The sequence below is a fragment of the Dinghuibacter sp. genome (assembly GCF_035492835.1).
In the GTDB taxonomy this organism is placed as follows: Bacteria; Bacteroidota; Bacteroidia; order Chitinophagales; family Chitinophagaceae; genus Dinghuibacter.
In genome coordinates, this window is sequence record NZ_DATJIY010000152.1 from 18055 (window position 1) to 39814 (window position 21760).

A 21760-nucleotide genomic window follows, 5' to 3' on the forward strand; every position below is an offset into this window, starting at 1 on the left:
CCCGCGAGACCGCTATGGGCCGTTGAGGGCGGCCCTCACGGCGTCCCGTTTGTCTTTGGACACCGGTATCCTCGCCCCATCCTCCAGCAACAGGTAACCGCCGTCATCTTTCACCCAGCTTTGGATGTAGCGCGTATTGACAAGGTGCGACTGCTGGCACCGTACAAATCCATAGTCCCCCAGGAGGCCTTCATATTCGTAGATCGGCCTGGACACCGTCAGTTTTTCCCCGGTCCTGAGGTGGAACGTCGTATAACTGTTCGAGGACTCGCAACGGACGACTTCTCCCGGCCGGACGAAACGGGTTTCCCGGAGACCCGGCAGCGCGATCCGGTGCTCGTCCTTTTGTTGCGCCTTCAACAACCGGAGCAGGTTCTCCAGATGGCCGTTTTGCGTCTTCTGCTGCCGGCGGGACATCGCCTTGTCCACCGCCGCCTGGAGCTCCGCAATCTTTATCGGCTTGACCAGGTAGTCCAGGGCGGAGAATTTGACGGCCTGTATGCCGTATTGGTCGAAAGCGGTCACAAACACCACCTCGAAGTCGATACGATCCAACGACTGAAGCAGCTCGAAGCCGTTCATGCCCGGCATCTGGATGTCCAGGAACACCAGGTCCGGTCGGACGCCCCCGACGAGTGCGCGTCCCTTTTCCGCGTCTGTCGTGGCGCCGACCACCGTTACCTCCGGGCAATATTCTTCCAGTAACACCCGAAGGTTATCGATGTTGCCCGGTTCGTCGTCTATGAGAACGGCCTTCAGGATCATAGCCAGTGGTTAAAATATACGTATACGATCGTCCCCTGCTGGCCGGGCTCGCTGTCTATCCGTAGCACGACGTCCCTGCCGGCCTCCCGAAGCAGGGAAATCCTCTCCATGGTCAGTGTCAGGCCAAGCCCTTTTTTGCCCTGTACAGGGTCGAAGCCAGGGCCGTTGTTACGGATGTACACGACCAGTCCATCCTCCTCTTTGGTCACCAAAATATCGATTTCCCCCTGTTCCTGCAAAGCGGACACCCCGTGCTTCACCGCGTTTTCAATCAACGGCTGCAGCAACAGCGAGGGTATTTCGGTCGCCGGTGCCAATGGGTCTACGAACAGGGTATACGTGAAATGGAATCGCAGCTGCTCCAGTCGCAGGTAGGTATCGAGGGTCTGGATTTCCCGGTCGAGGCCGATGATCTCATTGTTTTCGAGACTTTTTCTTAATAACTCCCCGAAGTCCCCCAGATACTGGTTGGCCGCGGGCAGATCCCTTTTATTCACCAACCCCTGGATCGAGCTCAGCGCGTTGAAAACGAAATGGGGGTTCAACTGGGACTTCACCGATGCCAGCCGCGCTTCCGTCCGGGCATTCTTCAGCTCCAGCTGGATAACCCGGCGCTGCTGGCGACGCAACCGGAGGAGGACGACGATCAACGCAAAAAAGGCAGCTATCAAACTGCCTGCGACGATCTTGAAAGTAGCGGTCTGGTACCAGGCCGGACGGATTTCGAACCGATAATCCGTGACCTGGCCCGGTTGCAATCTATACCGGAGCTGGAGGTGATAGACACCCGGTGAAAGGTCCTTCAGCCAAAGGAAGTTCTTGTCGAAGTCATTGGGCCGCCAGGCCGTCGTACTGTCCGGTCCTTTCAGACTGTATTCGATGTCGCGGCTTTCACTGATCCTTTCCCCGAGGTAAAATACGAGATTGTTCTCGGTGGAGGCAAACATGGTTCGTACTGTAAGCAGGCTGTCGATGGCTTTCCCGGGACCCTCGTTGGTCCAGTTAAATATGTCCCGCTTACCCTGGTCCCGCATCACCGACATCAGGTCCTTCAGGTCCTGTTGCCGAAAAACGCCGGCCACGACCGGGGCCGCCTTTTTCCACAACACCACCGCGGAACTGACAAGCGTATCGCCGCCTTTTTTCCGCACTTCGATGGTCAGGCTCGAGTCGAACGCGCCTTTGTATTTTCCGATATAGGCGCAGGACTCGCTGGGGAAGATCATCATATGCGGCTTGAGAGCAGGTGGAAAACCAAAACGGCCAAAGGACGTCCACGGCGTTTGTTCCTTACTGTTCACCACGAGCCGGTATTCATATTGCGGCGCCAGCTTATGCCCCATGTACGCGACACCGAGCACGATACTGTCGCCCGGGTCGATATCGACATAAGTGGCGAATTTGCGCGCATCCGACCGGCGACGCAACATGGAATCCGACTGGCTTGTCACCACCGACTCGTGTTGTTTCCACAGTCCGATATGCTGCGGGATATACACCACGACATATATCCAGTCCGGGTTTTCCTCCTGTTGGTAGTTCAGGACCAACTGCCCCCGGACCTGGATCGCCACCGCGATAAACAAAAGCGCAAAACACAACATTCGTTTCATGGTCGTTCTTTTCCCAAAGTTGCCACCGCCGGCCCTGGGGCGGCGTGTCCTTTTTGAATATACGCCCCTTCGGCTTGAATTCCGTCTTCCCCTCGATTTTTGTCCCGATAAGCCTCTCATATTGGCGCTACCGGCCCCGCCAGGTTCGCGCGGCGGTGTATAGCTTTGTCATACAATAAAAACCATGTTATGCGGAAACTCAAACTACAAGTACAGATCACGGTGGACGGCTATGTGGCCCGATCGGACGGCGGACTCGACTGGATGACCTTCACACCCGACGAAACGATGTTCTCGGCCATCAACGCCCTGACGGATAGCTCCGACACCATCCTGTTGGGTCGGAAAATGACACAAGGGTTCGTAAACTACTGGGAAGACGTCGTGGACAACCAGCCTGAAAGCCCCGAACATTACTTCGCCGTAAAGATGGTGCAGACCCCGAAAGTAATCTTTACCAAGACCCTCACGGCGCCGGTGGGACGGAATACCTCGCTTGCCAAGGGCGACCTGGTATCGGAAGTGACGGCGCTGAAAAATAAGCCCGGCAAAGACATCATCGTGTATGGCGGCGCCGGCTTCGTATCCTCCCTCCTACAGGAAGGATTGATCGATGAGCTCAACCTCTTTGTCAACCCGGTGCTCATCGGTAAGGGTATGCGCATTTTCGATACACTTGACTCCACCCGGAAGCTGCGCCTGGAGAAGGCTATACCCTTCGGCAACGGCGAGACCCTGCTGACGTATGCGCTGTTATAGCTGCTGCAACACCCCGTCCAGCGCGTTCTTGATGTATTCCGCGGGAATAACCCCGCTCTGCCGCCATTTTACCTCCCCCCTGCGGAACACGATCATCGTCGGCACCGACTGTATCTGGTAGCTCCGCGCCAATTCCGGGTTGCGGTCGATGTCGATGGTGATGATCGTCACGTCGTCCTTGAGGTGGTCTTTCACTTGTTTGAGGATCGGGGGCATTGACTTGCAGGGACCGCACCATTCGGCGGAAAAATCGACAAGAACGGGCTTGTTGCCCTGGATGAGCTCCCCGAAGGAGGGTTTGGCGGTGGGCATAGGTATCTGTTTACCCTAAAGGTACGAAGGATTGAGTCACCCTTATAATAGGGGGGACCGATCTCCGATCCCCCTTTGCCATTCCAGAAACCCTCGGGGGCCATCTCACACCAGGACCGTTGATTGAACGTCCTGAACCGGTATAAGGAAAATTTGTTTCCGCGACCGGTCCCAATGACGCTTCGCGAGTATCTCCTCTATCGATCCACGCGGTAACATCCAGTACCTTGCTTCCCGCGAAGAACAATGGATGGTCACTTCGAGGCTACTCCGGCCGGATATATACCGGACCGCTCCACAGACGGGACAATGGGCCGCCTGATCCTCAATAATCCGCTGCACCATATTCATATACTCCTGATCCATAAAATGCTATTTTATACGCGATGCCTGCATACGATTGTACAAGGTATCCAACCTGGAGGATACCCATCACCCGACCGCCGGCAAAGCGGCGGCCGCTATCAACAAAAAGTGGGAATAGTCGCGGGAGGACCCCGAAGCGTGATCGTACCTGAGGTATGTGAAGAAGCGCCTTCCGGCAAAGACCGCCGCCCAATGACGCTGCCTTCGCCTAAAAGGACTGCATAGAATGGGGATGCCGCCAGGCCCCCATCCGTCGGAAAGTCAAACCGCCGGTCCATGGAAACGCGGTTGCGGTTGTGGTGGTTTATCAGACCTTCCTTTTTACCTCCCGGCTCCGTCGCCGCGCCGCGCGACCCGGTCACATATCCGTGTTGCCCGATGATGACGGGGAGGGCACAGCCATTATACCCGCTGGAGAGTTGCGCCCCAAAAAGGCACAGCGCTGCCATCAAAAGGCCGAGTTTCAGACGATATGTATCTTTCAGGCGATTCATGCGGAGGCAGAATACGTTGATGTCCCGAATGTATTCGATTTCCGGGCATCTGAAACGTTAAATTTGGTACATTAAACGAACAATGTATCAGTTATTCGTCCCCGAATATCAAATGGCGGATGTCGGCTGCCAGGTTTTGTATGTACCCATGGGAACAAACCGACACCACGGTCACAAAGGTATTCAACCGGTATCATTGGAGCCAGGCATTTATCATAGCGGACGTCACCGGAAGTCGGTAAGAGCGGCGGATACGCCCCCGAAAACAATATCGAAGCCCTGGGGAGACGATTAAAATCCACGGCCTGTTATACCGGTTGGTGGGCGGGAATTTTATCAACGTCTCCCCTAAATCCCTTTGCTGCTTTTGACGAAGGCGGATACAATCGACTCTTTGGAGGAGAACCCGTCATAAACGCCGGCGGTCGATACCAATTTAAAAGAAATCGTGCCTTGCGAGCCGGACACGATACCCCATGGGGTCGAGATCGATGTACCGTTGATCTATGCGGATTATTATTATCTGGAGGCGTTATACCGGTATTCGGCGTTACTGAAGTAGCCCTCCCTCTCCATGCTGGTCCTCCAGTTGAAGCTGCGCTTCGACCCAGGACCGGTCTTCCTCGTAGAAGTCGGGGGGCGTCGCGGGTTTGCCTTGTAGCTTTGCGCGGAGATAGGCGAAATACTTTTCCCAGCGCGCCTTATAGAAAGAGCCCATCATCCCGCCCCGCTCCTTATAGGCATAGTCGCGCAGCTCCTCTTTGGCGCTGTCCGCCGCGCCCCAATACGTGATGAGCATAAGGACGTTGCGCAGGTTCAGGCGTTTCTCTTCGGGCGTATGGCCCGCGGCGAGCGCCTGCCGTTGGTAGGTGCTCAACCGAAAACAAGAGTCGGTATTCAGGAGACTGTCCTCCTGGTCGGCCAGCCGCAGGAAATCCGCGGCTGCTGCGTCGAAGGATGAAGCGTCCTTCTGCGTATACGCCTGTACGACGCGGGAGTAGACGGTATCGGCCCGGTTGGCCAGCACCTGGCGTTCCAGGTCGATGCGGTCGAGGCGGTAGGGTTCGCCGGCGACGGCCGCCCGTAAAAAAAGCGCTACTGCCCTGGCGAATAGTTGCGTGTCATAGGTTTTGGCTATGCCGCCCCACGTAGATACGGAGCGGACTTCCAGCCCCGGGCGCGCGCACAGTATGTTCTCGGAGGGTTCTCCGCCCTTCCCGGGGACGCTGCTGTATACGGTGCGCAACAGTAGGTCCCATGCCTCGAGCATATCCGGATCGGCCCGCCCATACCTTGCCGACACATATTTCCTTATCCAGCGGTTGACATCCAGGCTGTCCTGCTGCCAGCCGAGCTCCAAGGCCAGGGCATAGACCACGGGGTTGTTGTCGATCCCCTCCGGCATGATCCCCACGCCCCGCATATAGGCGGCGTAAGGTCCGTGGAAGGCCCGGTAAGTCTCGTCGGCGAAGTGTTGCAGCTTGCCCCCGACGCCCGGCTTTTCCCCGAAGTTGGTGACGGTGCACCAGATAAAAGGCGTATGCTCATAAGCGCCGCGCGCCTCCCAGTTGTTCGTCCGTTCTCCCGCAAGCTCCTGGATAAGGACGTACCGCTTGTCGAGCCCCGCCAGCATCTCCTTGCGCGGATTCGCCTGCCAGCCTTGCAAGACCCAAACCGCCCCGGGGAAGCCCCTTTGCATGGCTTGCTGTATACGGGCGCCCGCTTTGAGCACGTCGATACCGTTGCTGTTACCGCCTTCGTGGAACGGATCGCCGGAAAAAAAACGGAGGTCCGGGCCGTACGCTTTTTTTGTCTCTTCGTAAAAAATACCGGCGATCCGGTCAAACGCCGGATCGCTGGGATCCAGCATGGCGGGTCGCTGGAATCCACCGGCCCAAAGACCCTGGGGGGAGACGTGCGCGTTCAACCTGCCCGTAAGGGAGGTGGGTATCATGCCGTAAAAGCCGGGCATTACGGGTGTGATGCCCAGATCCTTCATACGTTCGAGCATCCGGCGCGTGAGCGACTCACGGCCGTCGATCTGTGTTTGGGGCATGGGCCCTCCCCATCCCTGGAGGTTGCCCATCAGCCACCACGCGGTAAAAGCGGGGCCGGCCAGGTAGGCGCTTATATCGGACTGCGAACAACCCAGGCGCCGCAATACTCGTTGCCAGACAGCCTCTTCACCCCCGGCGACGAGCATCAGGTTCACCCCATTCAGCGCCATCCAGTCCAGTTCCCTGGACCAGTCGTCCCACTGGTAAAAACTCATGGTATAGTTCCACGTACAATAATTCAACGCATACCGGTACCGGGCTTCGGCCAGGATGCGGACCGGGCGGCCGATGGCCGGCAAATCGGCGACAGGCCCCAGGTTGTCGCCGCGGTGAGACATGCTCCGGTGACAATAGTCTTCCAGGTAGCGGTTGACGCCGACCGCGGCCGCGGAGGCGCTGGAGGCCTTTACCCAAAGCATCCCGTCTTCCGTCTGCAGCACCGCTACGTCCATGCCGTTGTCCGGCGGTATCTGTACAAACCGGACGTGAGGACCCAGCCAGGGAACACGGCGGCCGATGAGGGCGCGGACGCCATCGAAGGGCGCCGCGTGCAGCGGTATAGTGGCTATCGCCAGGCCTACCGTCAAAAGCCATTGTCTACTATTCACCCCTTCAAAATAGCGCATTTTAGTGTGGGAATTCAGTGCAACCGGTTGTCCAATCATGGCCGGTTCGTACAAATCGTTTATCTTTTTCATCCAAAACAACCCACGATGAAAAAATACTTCGCCGTTTGCCTTCTTTTACTCGCCCGCGAAGGGCTATTTGCTCAAAAGCCGGTTCCGAACGTTCCCGGATTCACTCAGCCGGCGCCGCTGGATTTTAACGACCATGCGGGATATGTCCCCCTCTTCGACGGCAAAGCGCTCGACAAATGGGATGGCAATCCCAAATTCTGGCGGGTGGAAGACAGCGCTATCGTCGGCGAATCGACGGAACAGAACCCCAGCGGCAACAGTTACCTGGTTTACCGGGGAATGAAGGCCAAAGATTTTACCCTGAAGCTGAAAATAAAAGTGGAAGGAGATGGCGGCAGCGGCATACAATACAGGAGCCAAACGGGTCTGCCATGGCTGGCGCCGATCGCGCCGAACGTCACCGCCAACGTCGGCCCGGTGAATCTGAATTGGATGATGACCGGCCCGCAAGCCGACTTCTGGCCGTCGGCGCAGTACTGGACCGGACAGTTCTATTCTGAAAATAATCCGATGCGCATATTGGCATGGCGTGGCCAGGTTGTCGAGGGGTTTGGCATACACAGCAAACGCCTGATGGGGAACATCGGCGATATCATGGAGCTGGCCAAATACGTGAAGAAAAACGATTGGAACGACTATACGATTATCGCCCGCGGCGGCGTCTTTATACAAATCCTGAACGGCCAGCTGATGTCGGTGATGGTTGACGACGACCCCTCGTCGTTAAACAATAAAACGGGCTATATTGGTATCGAAATCGAGTCGATCACAAAAGTTTCGGTAAAGGATATCTGGATAAAGAAGTTAGACTGAGGCCGGCTACGCGTAAAAAGCTATTTGAGCAAAAGTACCTTCCTCCCTTTTTCCCTCCGGACAACCAGTAATCCGCCTCCGTCCTTAAAGGGCGTCCAGTCATACCCCTCGCCATGGGCGGTCTCGACCAGGCGATGACCATCGACCAGGATAGCCGACGGCTTCGCCCTCAAACGTATCTTTTCGGTCCCCGTCGTATCGAAGGTCCTGTAAAAAAGCACAACCGTCGAACTGTCGGCGTCGAAATTGAGGTAAATGTACTTCTTCAGATGTCCCCTGTAGTCGGCTTGCTGGATCACCGAAGTGGAGGAAATAATATGATCTTCACCAGGAGCCGTCAGGGTCGGCGTGGCATCCATTGCCCGAAGGAAATGGCGGATATAATCACCGTAGCCATCGGTCAGCCATGGCTCGTCCTGGGGAAACCGGTTCTTCCCATCGAAATCGACCATGTAGGTCGCCCAGTTCAGCTCACGGACGGCGTTGTCGAAGAAACTACTGTCCCCCGACAAGCTGGTATACAACAATTCGTCGGCCGCCTGGCGTGCTGAATGGCTTTCTCCGGGCACCTGATAGACCGTCTGCTCGTTGGTGACCGTTACGCCGTATTTTCTCCAGTTGTTGTTGGCGAAACGGGCGTGTACTTTGTCGATGATCGCCCGGACCTCCTGCTTCCATTCCGGGAACAGGGCCCGGTGTTCCATGATAAACCTGGCGAAGGTCATGGCGTTGATCTGCGTCTCGCTCCATTGGTCCACGTCTTCAAAAAAAGGGCCCCATTTATTCAATTGCATAGGGACGGCCCTCATCCAGGACAGCAGCCTGTCGAAGCCTGTGCGGTAGGCCGTGGTATCGCCTTGTCCAAGGCCCCGGAGGTCGAGGAACAATTGCAGGGCGGGCGCCCAGTTGCTGGTATAACCCGCCGTGTCCATACATGTCCCGTCGAGACCATGGTCGCGCAGCATACCCAGCTGCCCCGTGAATACATTTACCTTAAAAGGGAGGGGCGAATAGCTGCTGTCACCGTCCCGGATATGCGCCGCCAGTACATCGGCTATCCGGATCGCGGCCTCGAGATATTGGGGGTTCTCTCTTATCTTATATAAATGGATCAGCTCCAACGCAAAGGAACCCGCCTTATCAGGCTGGATAAAACCGCGGCCGATACGCATGTCCCCATCATAAACCCCCGAATAGACCAAGGTGTTGTATGGAAAAGGCATGGATGGCCAGCGGGTGTCGGAACCGGACAATCCATGCGTGAGATAGTAGTCGGCGATGAAGAACATGTTTTCCTTCACCCGCTCGTTACCGGAATAGGCGTAGTACAGACGCCAGGAGGACATCGCCATGGCAAACTGGTCCCCTCCGATGCCGCGCGGGTCGTCGAAATCGGGGTTCCACACCTGGTGATTCATATAATACGGCAGACCGTTCATGTCCCGGCGCATGGTATCCCAGAAATTCCACACCTGATTGATGATGTGGTTATATGATTTACCGGGATCGGGGTCATACCAGGGGATAATCATGCCCTTTGTATCGGTACGGATCGTATGATAGATCAATTTTTCCTGCGCGTGGAGAACGGCCAGCGGAAAAATGAGCAGGAGCAGCAACCCGTTTTTCATCTTTTGCAACATTTCACTGATATACCCTTACATAATCGACCAGCATGGTGGCAGGGAAAATGGCGGGATCGATCCCCTTCGCCCCTTCCCATTTCCCTCCCACGGAGATATTCATGATCAGGAAATAGGGTATGTTGAAAGGCCATTCCTCGGTCGTTTTATGGTCGTTGCTGACGCGAAACGTGTGCTGTCCGTCGAGGCTGTAGTCGATGTACTCGGATGTCCACTCGATCGTATAGACGTGGAAGTCCGCCGGTGGGTCTTCGACAAAAACCCTCTTCCCCCTTTGATTGCCTATGACGTGATTGTAGGCACCGGTATGGACGGTTTGAAAAATGCTGTCTTTATTCATACCCCAACCGATGTGCTCCATGATGTCGATTTCACCGCTGTGGGGCCAGTTGCCATATTTTTGTTCGGCGGGGAACATCCATACCGCGGAACACAGGCCTCTGCCTCTGGCTACTTTGGCGCGGATTTCCATTTTTCCGTATGTCCAGGCGCCCTTGTCCTTTGTGACTATCCTTGCGGATCGATAGGAGGTGTCGCCATTTTTTATGACCTGGTTGGCTGTTATCCTCAAAAAACCATGGCTGGCGTAGACGGTGGAGGTGTCTTTATAAAGGTACTCCTGTTTTTCGTCGTTTACCCGCCCCGGCGGCCAGACGTCGTACCCCCATTTAGTGCTGTCGGGCAGGCCGGTATAATCGAATTCGTCTGACCAAACCAGCCTCCAGGGTTTATGATGCCCTGGAGGAGATGGGTTGGTGAATGATATTAATGCGACGAAACAAACGCTCGATACGATTTTATACATGTCTATTGAAGGTTTTTATCCAGGGCGATCTCGGTCGTCGGAATGGGCCAGAATTCGCTTTCGCCCTTTACAAAGCCGGAAAATACCGTAGCGGCCTGATCCGTCCTGACCAGGTCGTTAAACCGTTCGCCCCACCATTCGCATATCAATTCGGCGCGCCGTTCGTCCATCAGCTGCTGCAGCGTCGCGTTGGTGAGGGGGGCGAGACCTACCCGGGCACGCACCATATTCAACGGAGCGTCCCCATTTTGTCCTTTGCGGATCAGGGCCTCGGCATTCATCAGGAGCGTTTCGGCGTAGCGCCATACGCGGACGTTGTTGTTCGAGCCATAGTAGCCGCTGGTGCCATTGCTTTCGGAAGTCGGGGTGTAGGCCTTGCCGTTAAAGTATTTAGCCCCCGCCACATTCCCGGAAACGGTGTCACCATCGGGCGTAACGGCATATGTACCGGGGTTACCGTTTACGCCACAACGCTCAAAGGTCAATTTGATCCGCTGGGCGTCTCCCCGGGCCACCAGGAAGTTATACGCGTTGTCGGAAGGGACCAGCCATCCGGGACCGTTGATAAGCCCGCCCCAGCTGTTATTAGGTGCCTGGAAAAGGAAAAGGTTGGCCCATTGCGAGCCCGTCGCATCTTCCCCGGAGGTCACGATGTTTCCGGTGGTGCTGCCGAAATCCGAGTACTGGAACTCGAGGATGGACTCGTCGCACAGCTTACCGGGTATCTTGAAGAGTTCGTAGTAATCGGGGTACAGCGAAAACTGACCGCTGTTCATGATTTGGTTCGTGCAATCCAACACCGTGTCCCAATAAGGGCTGCCATTGTCGGACCCGGCAATGTCCAGGGCGGTTTTGGCTTTTAGCATCAACGCGGTATATTTCGTCAGACCGCCCACGTGCGTTGCTTTGTTGGGCGCCACGGCTTCCAGGTTGGCTATACAGAAGTTCGCTTCATCCATGATATACTGCCGTACATTGGCCATAGGGGTTATGTGCACGGTGTCGAGGTCGCTCGGGTAGATGCTCGATGGCCCCAGGATGGGTATGTTGCCCCAGGACCGGCAAAGATAGAAGTGCCCGATCGCCGCCAGGCACCGGACCTCGGCCTGGTACCGAAGCAGCTGCTGCTGATCGGCTGCGTCCCCGGAAGGTATGTTGGCGCCGAACTTTGCCAATTCCGCGAGGGCGCCGTTACACGTGATGATGGGGGCGTAATAATTGACCCACATATTGTCCAGGGCCCAGAAACTGGCAATGGCGGAGCCGCTGACGCCGTTGTTGATAAGGGTGTTGACCTCGCTGTAGCCGGTTTCCGGGATGATGTCGTCGCTTTGCGAGGTCTTCATAAATGTCGGGACCCAAAAGGCGAACCCGCCACGGGTTACGGCTTTATACGCGCCGGATACCGGCTGGTACATCAGGCTCAGGTTGGTATAGTCGATGGTGGTTTCCGGGGCGAGGTTCTCCACGGGATGATCCAGGAATTTGGAACAACTCGCCAAAAGGAGGCTCGCCAGCAATAAGATTGATTTATATGTGCGCATAGCAATAGCTTTTTTTCGTTATTAAAAAGTAGCCTTTACCCCAAAACTGTACGAGGCCGTCACGGGATATACCTGGTTATCATAGCCTATCCCGCTGATCTCCGGGGTAAAACCGGAGTATTTGGTGAATATGAACGGCCTGTCGGCGGTTACAAATACCCGGAGACCGACCGGGTTGTTTGTCCCCAGCTTGAAATTGTAGCCGAGCTGTATGTTTTGTATCCGCAGGTAGGCGCCGCTTTCCACGAAAAAGGATCCGCCCCCGTCTTCTTTGTTCCACGGTTGGGAAAGGGCATAGGCCGACGGATACATGTTGGTCGACCCGGGTCCCGTCCACAGGTGCTCCATGAATTTCTGGTCCAGGTTGATCGAAGACGTCGCTTTTTGGAATTCTCCCCTGTTCAGGTTCAAAATTTTGTTACCCGCCACACCCTGGGCGGCAACGCTGAAGTCAAACTGGCGATACGACACGGATATGTTGAAGCCGTAGGTAACCTTTGGCAAATAGCTTCCCAGGTTGGTTTCGTCACCCGCGTCCCTCACGCCGTTGTGGTTCAGGTCGGCGTATTTGAAAAAGCCGGGTTGCACCGACCCCGGTACGGATTTATTGGCGGCCACGGCGACCGGATCGGCGTCGATCTCCTGTTGCGTCTGATAGATGCCCGCCGTCTTATAGCCATAAAACGAATTGATGGGTAGCCCGGGTTGTATGATGTTGGGATATTCAGCAGCCCAGCCAAAGACGCCGCCCATGATGTTGGAAATCGAGCCGATTTTTGTGACGGTGTTTTTGAGCGTGGAGGCGTTTGCCGAAATCAGGTAACCCAGCTTCCCGATCCTGTCCCCCCAGCTGAGCGCGAAATCGAAACCCTTGTTGGTCATATCCGCAAAGTTGCCGTAGATGGCCGGCGCGCCAAAGGGGAAGCTTTCGTTGAGGGCGGCCCCGTTCGTGGCCCGGTTGTAATAATCGGCCGAACCTTTGAGCCGGTGCTTCAGCAACTCGAAATCGATACCGCCGTCCCATTCCGTTACGACTTCCCAGCTGACATTGGAATAGAAGTTATTAACCTGATAACCGGGAACGTATTGGCCGTTTTGTGAACCGGTACTGCCGAATATGCCACTATACGCATTGCCCGAATTAACGATGGCGTACCCGGCATTCGGTGTCACGCCGTCATTCCCCAACTTACCCCAGCTGCCGCGCAGTTTCAGGAAATCCAAACCGGGTACGTTTTTCAAGAAGTCTTCCTTGCTGATGACCCAGCCCACGCCAAGGGACGGGAAATCGCCCCATTTTTGCTGGTATTTCGAGCTGCCGTCTTTCCGGAAAGTGGCGGTGAGGAGATATTTGTTGTCAAAGTCGTAGGTGCCGCGGGTGAAATACGACAAACTGGTGTTATATGTACCGTTGTCGCTGTAATAACTGGGGTCGCGGGTATAGTTCGTCACATACCAGAATTGTTGTTGTGCGGGTACGTTTTGGGCCTGCACGGTGGTTACCCGATAGCGATCGGACCGCGAAGATTGACCCAGCAGTACCGACCAGTGGTGACGGCCCAGACCGTCCCGGTACGTGACGAGGTTATCCAGGATATAATTCGTGTTGCGGTCCTGGGAGGAGGTCAGCATGGACGGTGTCGTATTGGTCGACCCCGGCCCCAGGTTCACCTGCTGGGCATAATTGGTCGCCAATCCCGAGGTGTAATATTCGCTGAGCTGGGAACGGAGTGTAATCCTGTTGTGCCAGAGATAGAGTTCACCATAAACCCCCGGTAAAACCTGTATCTGCTTATATTGGTTGTAATTGTATCGTGCCTGGGCCACCGCGTTGGCGTCCGTTCTCCCGATCAGCGCGCTGTTGGCGAATTTTATCGGGAAGGCGGAGGGGTTGTTGGCGGAGTCGTAGACCGGGAACAGCGGAGAGGCTGTAAAGGCGGTTTCCCAGGCCGCGTTGTTGGGATAGAAAGTAACGGAGTTGCTGACCGTGGTGGTAATGCCCAGCTTTAGCCAGGAAAAGGCCCTGACGTCCATCGAAAACCGGATGTTGTACCGCTGGAAGCTGTTCTGGTATTGCATGATCCCCCCTTGGTAGAGGTAATTGCCGCCCAGGGTATAGGCTATCTTGTCGCTCCCTCCCTGCACGTCTATCGCCTGGTTGGTTATCGGGGCGCTGCTCCGCAATATTTGTTTATACCAGTCGGTGCTGGTCGTTGGCGCAAGGCCGGCGCCCCCGTAAAGATTGGCGGATTGTCTGATGGAGCCGGAATCTGCCGCGTCCTGCCATTGGAGGGCGTAGTTGGTGAATTGCTGCCCATTGGCCATCTTCACCTTGTGGGTTGGAACCTGGATGCCCACATAACCGTTGTACGTGACGCGTGTTTTCATGTTGAGCCGCCCCTTTTTCGTGGTAATCAAGACAACCCCGTTGGCCGCTTCGACGCCATAAATGGCTGCCCCGGAGGCGTCTTTCAGGACGGAGATGTCCGCTATGTCGTCCGAATTCAAAAAACCGATATCGGTTACGAACATACCGTCCACGACGTACAGCGGGTTTTCGTTATTAAAGGAGCCGATCCCCCGGATGCGCACTTCGGGAGAGGTCCCGGGAGAACCATTGCTGATCACCTGGACACCGGGGACACTGCCCTGTAGGGCGTCCATGGGGGTAGCGGTAGTGCGTTTGTCCACGTCGTCCATATTCACCGAGGTGATAGGGGCGGTCAGGTCACCCTTTTTCTGGGTACCGTACCCCACGACCACTATGTCCGACTGCCTGTTGTCCGCCGCGGAGAGCCTTATGTCTAAAGTGGCGTCTCCCGAGAAGCTGACTTCCCGGCTGGTAAACCCGGTATAAGAAATGACCAGGACGCCGGCGGCTTTGGGGGTCTGTATCGAAAATTCTCCATTTTCGTTGGTGGAGGTGCCCGTTCGGGTTCCTTTCACAAGGATGGTGGCGCCGGCCAACGCGTTACCCGCGGTGTCCGTGATCCTTCCTTTGACGACAGTGGGTGGAAGCGCCGTGGCATAAGTACCAATACCCGCGCAAAGGAGTATTAGTAAAAAAATGAATCTGTTTCCATAAACGTCAAGCAGCAATCGTAGCTTTTCCATAAACAATCGTTGTTTTGGTGATATATTTTCAGGTTGAAAAACGCGTTTTCGCGCAGCGGATAAAAATATAGGCAAAAAAGGTTGACTGTTAATAATTCGATTCAACATTGCTACGACACCTATACCAATGCAAACGTTTGCAACTGCTTTTTTCGCTACGACAATTCTACTACAGTGATACAAAAAACGCTACCACGTATTAATTTTAGTCAATGAAGCGATTGCTGCTTGCTGTCTTTTTGTTCACTTTAATTGGACAGACGGAAGGCCAGAATACGGTCGGGCTTCCACTGGTGATTAACTATAATAAGCTTGACTTCCATGGGGGAGCCCAAACCTGGGACATGGCCCAGGATCGGCGCGGAATGATGTATTTCGCAAACAATGAGGGGCTTATGTCTTTCGATGGCACCTATTGGAAGATTTATCCCCTCCCTAATGGGACTATCGTCCGCTCCATAACCCTGGTCGACGACCGCATTTATGTGGGAGGACAGGGAGAACTGGGATATTTTCAGCCGGACAGCACGGGCGCCCTTCGCTATAATTCGTTGGTAGGTCTGCTACCCGCCGGCCAAAGACTTTTTGCCGATATATGGGAGGTGTATATCCTGGGGGAATCCGTATTTTTCCGGGCGACCAACGGTATCTTTGAGCTCCGGAACAATGCATTCCTGGTGTACCCGCCCCAAACGGAATGGCAGAAGATGTGCCTGGCGGGACATCGGTTGATCGCGCAGGACAAGCGGGATGGCCTGTTTTATTACCAGGGGAACCAATGGATCCCTTTGAATAACCGGAAACTGTTAGGCCAAGAGAATATGGCGGGCATCACCCCCATAAAAGGGGACAGCTTCCTCGTCACAACGCTTCAACGAGGTGTCTATCTATTAAGGAACGACACCCTCCTGAATACTTTGGGAGGCCTCAAATCCCTCACGACATGGATATCCGGCTCCGCAAGGCTTGACGACCAAACGCTGGTATTGGCTACGACCTCAGAAGGTTGCGTCCTTGTAGATATGAGTGGTCGTATTGCGCAGGTAGTTTCGAGCAAGGAAGGTTTACAAAGCGACCATATTAATTGCCTTTTCCTGGACAAGGACAAGAATATCTGGGTCGGGCTCGACAATGGGATCAGTATGGTGGCGTACAGCAAGGCTATCCGGTATATCAGGCCCAACCGGGACTACGAATTATACGGTTATTCCACCAGGATATTCCGGGGGAAGCTGTATATAGCCACGTCTGACGGGGTCTATAGCGTGCCTGTCCCGTCGGGCAGCGGAGACCTGGGTGTAGAAAGGGGGAAATTCGACCTGGTTCCCAACAGCAGGGGTTTATCGTGGCGACTTGATGAAGTGAATCAGCACCTCCTCCTGGGGCACGATCCGGGCATCTTTGACATCGGTAAGGATGGGGCGGAGCTGGTGAGCCAGGATGCCTCCTGGCTGTTTTTGCCGATGAGCCCGGTGCTTCCCTCCAGGTACCTGCTGGCAGGGACCTATACCGGTATCAAACTATTGGAATATGGTCAGGACAAGTTTACGGACCTGGGATACCCCGCGGGATGCAATGTCTCTTTCCGGTTCCTCGCCATCGACAACGACAGTACGGTCTGGACGTCGAACCCTTACCAGGGCATCTACCGGCTGCAATTATCCCGCGATAAGCGGACGTACAATTGCCGGTTGTACACGGATAAGGACGGCCTTCCCTCCCCATTAAACGACTTTGTCTTCAGGATAAAGAACAGGATTGTCTTTGCTACAGTAAAGGGGGTGTATGAATTTAATCCATCGCGGGGTAAGTTTGTGCCTTCCCCGTTGTTCTACCCCCTGTTTGGTACAATGGATATCCGGTACCTGAATGAAGACCAGGAGGGGAACATCTGGTTTTGCAGCGGCAAAAAAATAGGGGTGGTGCACGAGACCTCCAATGCCGGGAGCCAGGCCCCGGTCGTTACATGGTTCCCCGAACTAACGGGACAGATCCTTTCAGGGTTCGAAAGTATCTATCCTTATAACCCACAGAATATCTTCATAGCCTCCGAAAAGGGCATCATCCATTTGAATTATGCCGAGTATATCAAGGATACATCGACGATTGCCCTCTTACTAAGCACCGTAAGGGCTTACGGAAGACCCGACAGTACCCTGTTCGATGGATACGACCAAAGCGAGACGCCTCACCTTCCCTCGCACCGTAACGCATATCACTTTGAATTCAGCTCTCCCGGCTACGGCTACCGGCAAACCATCGAGTACAGCTATAAATTGGAGGGCTATGATGCGGATTGGAGCCTGTGGACGGCAAAGTCGGAAAAAGACTATACCAATCTCCCCGATGGAGAATATACGTTTGAAGTAAAGGCGCACGACAACCTCGGAAACACGTCGGAGTCCGTTAGGTACACCTTTGTGATCGATCCTCCCTTTTATAAAACGATATGGGCCTATATTTTATACGGTATTTTGCTGTTGTCGGCGGGGTATGCCCTGAAAAAGTGGCACGAGCACCGGTTGCTCAGCCAGAAACGCAAGTATGAAGCCAAACAGCGGCAGATCGTTACCCTCCACAAGCTCGAGATGGAAAACGTGGAAAAAGAGCTCATCCGGCTCCAAAACAAACAGCTTGAAAACGAAATATTCCTGAAAAAAAAGGAATTGGCCGACGCCAATATGCATTTGCTGGAACAAGAGGACGCCTTTGCCAGGGTAAAAAACGAGATAAACAAGCTGTACCAAAGGACAGACGATCGGGATGAAGTGAGGACGGCGCTGCAACTGCTGAACAGCATCGAAAAGAACAATGAAAACTGGGACCAGTTCGCCGCGTACTTCGACCAGATCAGCGACGATTTCCTGAAAAAATTAAACGCACGGTTCCCCAGTCTGAGCAGGAGCGATCTGAAACTTTGCACCTATCTCCGGCTGAACCTCTCCACAAAGGAAATCGCCAAGATCATGAACATATCCGTCCGCGGCGTAGAAATGAGCCGGTATCGGATCAGGAGAAAATTCAATATCGGGAAGAAGCAGAGCCTGAGTGCATTCCTGAATAGCATGTTACAAGATTCACCCCAATAGTCCAAGCGCTTCGCCATGAAAAGCCACCTGATACTGGTCTTCGCTCTTTTCACCACCGGCTCCTTCGCCCAGGTCATTCATTTCGACACGAAATGGCGATTTATCAAAGGAGACGACACCGCATACAAAAGTGAAGCATTCGATGACGGCAAATGGGAGTTGCGCCTTGTCCCATCATCAAACAAAGGGTGGGAAGGCCTTTGCTGGTACAGGGTGAAGTTTAACGTACCCCGGCAAATGATAGGGAAGGAAATGGTTTTATTTGCCGGAACTATCGATGCCGCAGACGAGACCTTTGTAAATGGGGATTTGGTAGGCGCCAGCGGAAAAATCTACCCCAAGGTAGAAACCGCATGGGATCGGCAAAGGATATATACCATCCCTGCGGGTATCGTAAAGGAAAATAATACGCTGGCCGTGCGCATGTTTAACGCGACGGCTATCGGCGGCATCTACAAAGGACGGCTTGCCCTGATGACAAAAGACACTTACGAGAAGGAAAAAAAGGAATTGGCCGCAACCAGGCGATCCTATTTCCAATTAACCACGTCCAACGGGCTCATTTCAGCGGTGTACAATACCGAAACAGACAGGGTGGAAACGTTGTATCCCCATATTTTCGCCTATTACGATTCCGCGAAATTCGTATCGCCCGTCGCATTCAACATATCCTTCAAAAAACCAATGCGGCCGCTTTCGGCGCATTACCTGGACAATACGCACGTCATCGAAGTGAAGTACCGGGATTTATCCGTTTATTATTTCGCCCCCTTCACTACCCACGAAAGCATCTTATACGCCGTAGTAAAAGGGCCGCCCGAAGCGGTGAAAAGTATCGCCTTCGGGTACGACCGGGGAAAAGGGGAAATACAAACAAGCGACTACGCTAAAATCAGGAATGGCGTCGCCGAAAAATACTTCCTGTTTGGCTTTACCGACTCCCTGCATAAGGATGCGGCAATTTGTCGAAAGGCGAAGACCCGCTTGGCGGGGAAAAACACATCATTGCTTTCCGAAGAGATACAATTCATGCATTCCGTGTTTAAAGGATGCAAAATTCCCGGAAAAGCGACGGCTGACGAGAAGGCTTTATTGCAACAATCCGTAACCATCTTGAAAATGTCCCAGGTGCCGGAGCAGGAAATTCTCCCATGCGCCCGCGGGCAGATAGTAGCGTCGTTGCGTCCCGGGGAATGGAGTATGACATGGGTCCGGGACGGTTCATTCGCCATTGCCGCGATGGCGAAACTGGGCATGAACGATGAGGCTCGGAGAGGGCTGGAATTTATGCTGAACGCCCGACCCGTGGGCCGGTTTAAAAATAATGTTTTTAGGAACGGGAGAGACTATGGCATTGGCGTGGACTATCGAATATCGGCGACACGCTATTATGGCAACAGCAAGGAAGACTGCGATGCTTCGGAAGGGCCTACCATCGAGATTGACGATTTCGGTCTCTTTCTTACCGCGCTGGATGAATACATGAAAAGCAGCAATGACGGTGCCTTCTATAGGCAATGGGAGAAAGTACTGTCCGAAAAGGTCGCCGATGCGATCATTCACAATATCGACGGTGACGGGTTGATACGCAGTGATTCAGGTCCATGGGAACACCCTTTGCCGGGAAGGAGATATACGTTCACCTCCGGCGTCTGCGCAGAAGGATTAAAGCGATTCTCCGCAATGCAAAAGCGATACGGGTATGAATGGAAAAAATATTCAACCGCATCGGAACGCCTGTATGCCGGTATCATGAGCCATATGGTGTATGAAAATCGTGTCATAAAAGGAGATGCCGATGACCAGTCACCGACCGCCCACTATTTTCATGACGCGGGAACGTTCGAATTGTTTGCAAACGGGCTTATTACGGACAAAAAGCTCTTCGAGTCACACATGCGGGAATATGACCCATTGATGAAAGTGAAGGACGGCATCGGCTATATACGCGTCTTCAGCGATGACAGTTACGAGAATCAGGAATGGCCGTTCGCGGATTTGCGTGTCGCAGTGGCCCAAAACCACCTGGGCAGCAGGAGCCTGGCCAAGGGACTGATCGACAAGGTCACTGCACTGTCCAAAGCCAATTACAATTCGATACCGGAGATGTATATGCTGGACAACTGTTACTTCAATGGAGCGGTTCCAATGGTGGGTTACGGATCGGGAGCGTATGTATTGGCGTTATTGGATTATTATGGATGCGTGCCTAGGCGATAGCTGACCAAATTATGATACAATTTGCATTTATTTTGCAATATAATTTAGTTTATTATATGTACATTACGGGTTGCCGAATAGTACAATATCATGCAGCCCGAATATAGGGAGTCGGAATTTATACACGACGTACACGGGGACCGGAGCGCCGTCAACCATGCTTTTGAATGGCTGTTCAGAGCCTATTTCGAACGGCTATATAACTTCGCCAGGCGCTTCATCCAGAGCAAGGCGGAGGCAGAAGACGTTGCGATGAACGCCTTTGGCACACTGTACAAAACGCGGGACAGGTTCCAAAGCCTGCCGGCTGCCCGTTCATTTTTGTACATCGCGGTAAAAAATAATTGCTTTGACTGCATAAAGACGAGGCGTAACAGGGCACTCCGGGAAACCAGGTTCCAGCGTCAGCTCGCCCAGGAACCCGGTTTAGCGGCGCCGACGCAGGACGATAAGTCTTTCGAGATTCAAATGGCGTTGGAACGGCTGCCAGAGCAATGTAAAAAGGTTTTCCAGCTCATTTACATAAATGGCTTGCCTTATAGGGAGGCCGCCAAAACTCTGGGTATCACCTTAAATTCCGTTAAGAGCCAGCGCAGAATCGGATTGGACAAGCTCAGATCCATATTTTTTTGCAATCTTTCACCCGAAGGAAATTTCGCGTCGTTTTATAAAGATGACCAAACGCGATATTCCTATGCCTCCAAATGATATGAAGATTCGACGGCTGGCCACGCTCGTGGCCAGGGCCCGTAAAGAAATATTATCCCTTAACGAAAAGAAAGAACTGGAGCAATGGCTTGTCGCCTCCCCGGAGAATCAGGGGTGGTACGACTATATGTTCGAAGATGAAGGGCTGGTGGAACATTTCGAGCATTACGACGAAGACGCGCCCCTTTCAGTCAAAACCAGGGAAAAGCCCGATGGCTTGTTTAAAGGAATCGGTATGCAAGAACCGGTTTGGCCAATCGCCTGGCGAATAACCATCGTGGTCGCGATTGCGACGCTTTTACTGGGTGTGATCGGCCTTCTTTTCTTTAGTTGAGACAACTAGGAATCAAGCGAATAAAAAAGGCACTTATGCGTATACATAAGTGCCTAATAAATAAGTGGAGAATACCGGAGTCGAACCGGTGACCTCTTGCATGCCGTGGTGCCAAATATAAATACTTGACACTGTTTATCAACGATTTAACGCCCTCTGTTTTATCGCTAAATATTTTAGTAGTTTTGCTCTATTAAATGGTTCAAACGTAAATAAGATTGCAATATCTTTTTTACTTCAATTCGTAAATTGTAAGAAAAAAATGAAAACCCCCACAATCTATACAATTGGGCACTCAACCCATCAACTTGATTACTTCCTTGAATTATTAAAAGGGTTTTCAATAAATTGTCTAATAGACGTTAGAAGTGTCGCTGCAAGCACTTACAATCCACAATATAATAAGGAGCCACTTTCTAATTTTTT

The 21760-nt window shown here is 53.5% G+C and carries 16 protein-coding genes; 7 read left to right on the plus strand and 9 right to left on the minus strand.

The window, feature by feature from the left end:
• Positions 1-12: 12 nt before the first annotated feature.
• Together VL547_RS13905 and VL547_RS13910 are read right to left on the minus strand one after the other, a co-directional pair.
• The gene (locus tag VL547_RS13905) at positions 13-765 is read right to left on the minus strand and encodes a LytTR family DNA-binding domain-containing protein (RefSeq protein ID WP_325578762.1); all 753 of its coding nucleotides are present in this window, start codon (positions 763-765) and stop codon (positions 13-15) included.
• On the minus strand, positions 762-2378 hold the full coding sequence (locus VL547_RS13910) for a sensor histidine kinase (RefSeq protein WP_325578764.1): 1617 nt from the start codon (positions 2376-2378) through the stop codon (positions 762-764). The genes VL547_RS13905 and VL547_RS13910 overlap by 4 nt, the downstream gene beginning before the upstream one ends.
• Before the next feature lie 189 nt (positions 2379-2567).
• Here VL547_RS13910 and VL547_RS13915 point away from each other — a divergent pair, with 189 nt between their 5' ends.
• On the plus strand, positions 2568-3137 hold the full coding sequence (locus tag VL547_RS13915; RefSeq protein ID WP_325578766.1) for a dihydrofolate reductase family protein: 570 nt from the start codon (positions 2568-2570) through the stop codon (positions 3135-3137).
• On the opposite strand, the gene trxA is transcribed toward VL547_RS13915, so the two are convergent.
• The 3 genes from trxA to VL547_RS13930 all read right to left on the minus strand — a co-directional run bounded on the left by trxA (position 3132) and on the right by VL547_RS13930 (position 6974).
• On the minus strand, positions 3132-3449 hold the full coding sequence (trxA, locus tag VL547_RS13920) for a thioredoxin (protein ID WP_325578769.1): 318 nt from the start codon (positions 3447-3449) through the stop codon (positions 3132-3134). The genes VL547_RS13915 and trxA overlap by 6 nt on opposite strands.
• A 464-nt stretch (positions 3450-3913) precedes the next feature.
• A complete protein-coding gene (locus VL547_RS13925) occupies positions 3914-4264 on the minus strand; it encodes a hypothetical protein (RefSeq protein ID WP_325578771.1) in 351 nt (116 codons plus the stop codon).
• A gap of 595 nt (positions 4265-4859) precedes the next feature.
• Positions 4860-6974: an alpha-N-acetylglucosaminidase gene (locus VL547_RS13930; RefSeq protein WP_325578774.1), complete on the minus strand. Its 2115-nt coding sequence runs from the start codon at positions 6972-6974 to the stop codon at positions 4860-4862.
• A gap of 105 nt (positions 6975-7079) precedes the next feature.
• Here VL547_RS13930 and VL547_RS13935 point away from each other — a divergent pair, with 105 nt between their 5' ends.
• Positions 7080-7877, plus strand: coding sequence for a DUF1080 domain-containing protein (locus VL547_RS13935; RefSeq protein WP_325578776.1), 798 nt, complete (start codon positions 7080-7082; stop codon positions 7875-7877).
• Between the two features lie 20 nt (positions 7878-7897).
• On the opposite strand, the gene VL547_RS13940 is transcribed toward VL547_RS13935, so the two are convergent.
• The 4 genes from VL547_RS13940 to VL547_RS13955 are packed head-to-tail and all read right to left on the minus strand — an operon-like array spanning position 7898 to position 14983.
• Complete coding sequence (locus VL547_RS13940) at positions 7898-9508, minus strand: hypothetical protein (protein WP_325578778.1); 1611 nt, start codon at positions 9506-9508, stop codon at positions 7898-7900.
• A gap of 13 nt (positions 9509-9521) precedes the next feature.
• Positions 9522-10325, minus strand: coding sequence for a glycoside hydrolase family 16 protein (locus VL547_RS13945; RefSeq protein WP_325578780.1), 804 nt, complete (start codon positions 10323-10325; stop codon positions 9522-9524).
• Between the two features lie 2 nt (positions 10326-10327).
• Positions 10328-11869, minus strand: coding sequence for a RagB/SusD family nutrient uptake outer membrane protein (locus tag VL547_RS13950; protein WP_325578782.1), 1542 nt, complete (start codon positions 11867-11869; stop codon positions 10328-10330).
• 21 nt (positions 11870-11890) lie between these two features.
• The gene (locus tag VL547_RS13955) at positions 11891-14983 is read right to left on the minus strand and encodes a SusC/RagA family TonB-linked outer membrane protein (protein ID WP_325578784.1); all 3093 of its coding nucleotides are present in this window, start codon (positions 14981-14983) and stop codon (positions 11891-11893) included.
• 212 nt (positions 14984-15195) lie between these two features.
• On the opposite strand from VL547_RS13955, the gene VL547_RS13960 reads away from it, so the two are divergent.
• The 5 genes from VL547_RS13960 to VL547_RS24140 all read left to right on the plus strand — a co-directional run.
• Positions 15196-18072 (plus strand): triple tyrosine motif-containing protein, encoded by a 2877-nt coding sequence (locus VL547_RS13960; protein WP_325578786.1) that lies wholly within the window; start codon positions 15196-15198, stop codon positions 18070-18072.
• A 15-nt stretch (positions 18073-18087) separates the two neighbouring features.
• Complete coding sequence (locus VL547_RS13965) at positions 18088-20292, plus strand: hypothetical protein (protein ID WP_325578788.1); 2205 nt, start codon at positions 18088-18090, stop codon at positions 20290-20292.
• Between the two features lie 90 nt (positions 20293-20382).
• Positions 20383-21000, plus strand: a complete 618-nt coding sequence (locus tag VL547_RS13970) for a sigma-70 family RNA polymerase sigma factor (protein WP_325578790.1) — start codon at positions 20383-20385, stop codon at positions 20998-21000.
• 1 nt (position 21001) lies between these two features.
• The gene (locus VL547_RS13975; RefSeq protein ID WP_325578792.1) at positions 21002-21334 is read left to right on the plus strand and encodes a hypothetical protein; all 333 of its coding nucleotides are present in this window, start codon (positions 21002-21004) and stop codon (positions 21332-21334) included.
• 262 nt (positions 21335-21596) lie between these two features.
• Positions 21597-21760 (plus strand): DUF488 family protein (locus VL547_RS24140; protein WP_414648338.1); only part of this gene is annotated, 164 nt, incomplete at its 3' end.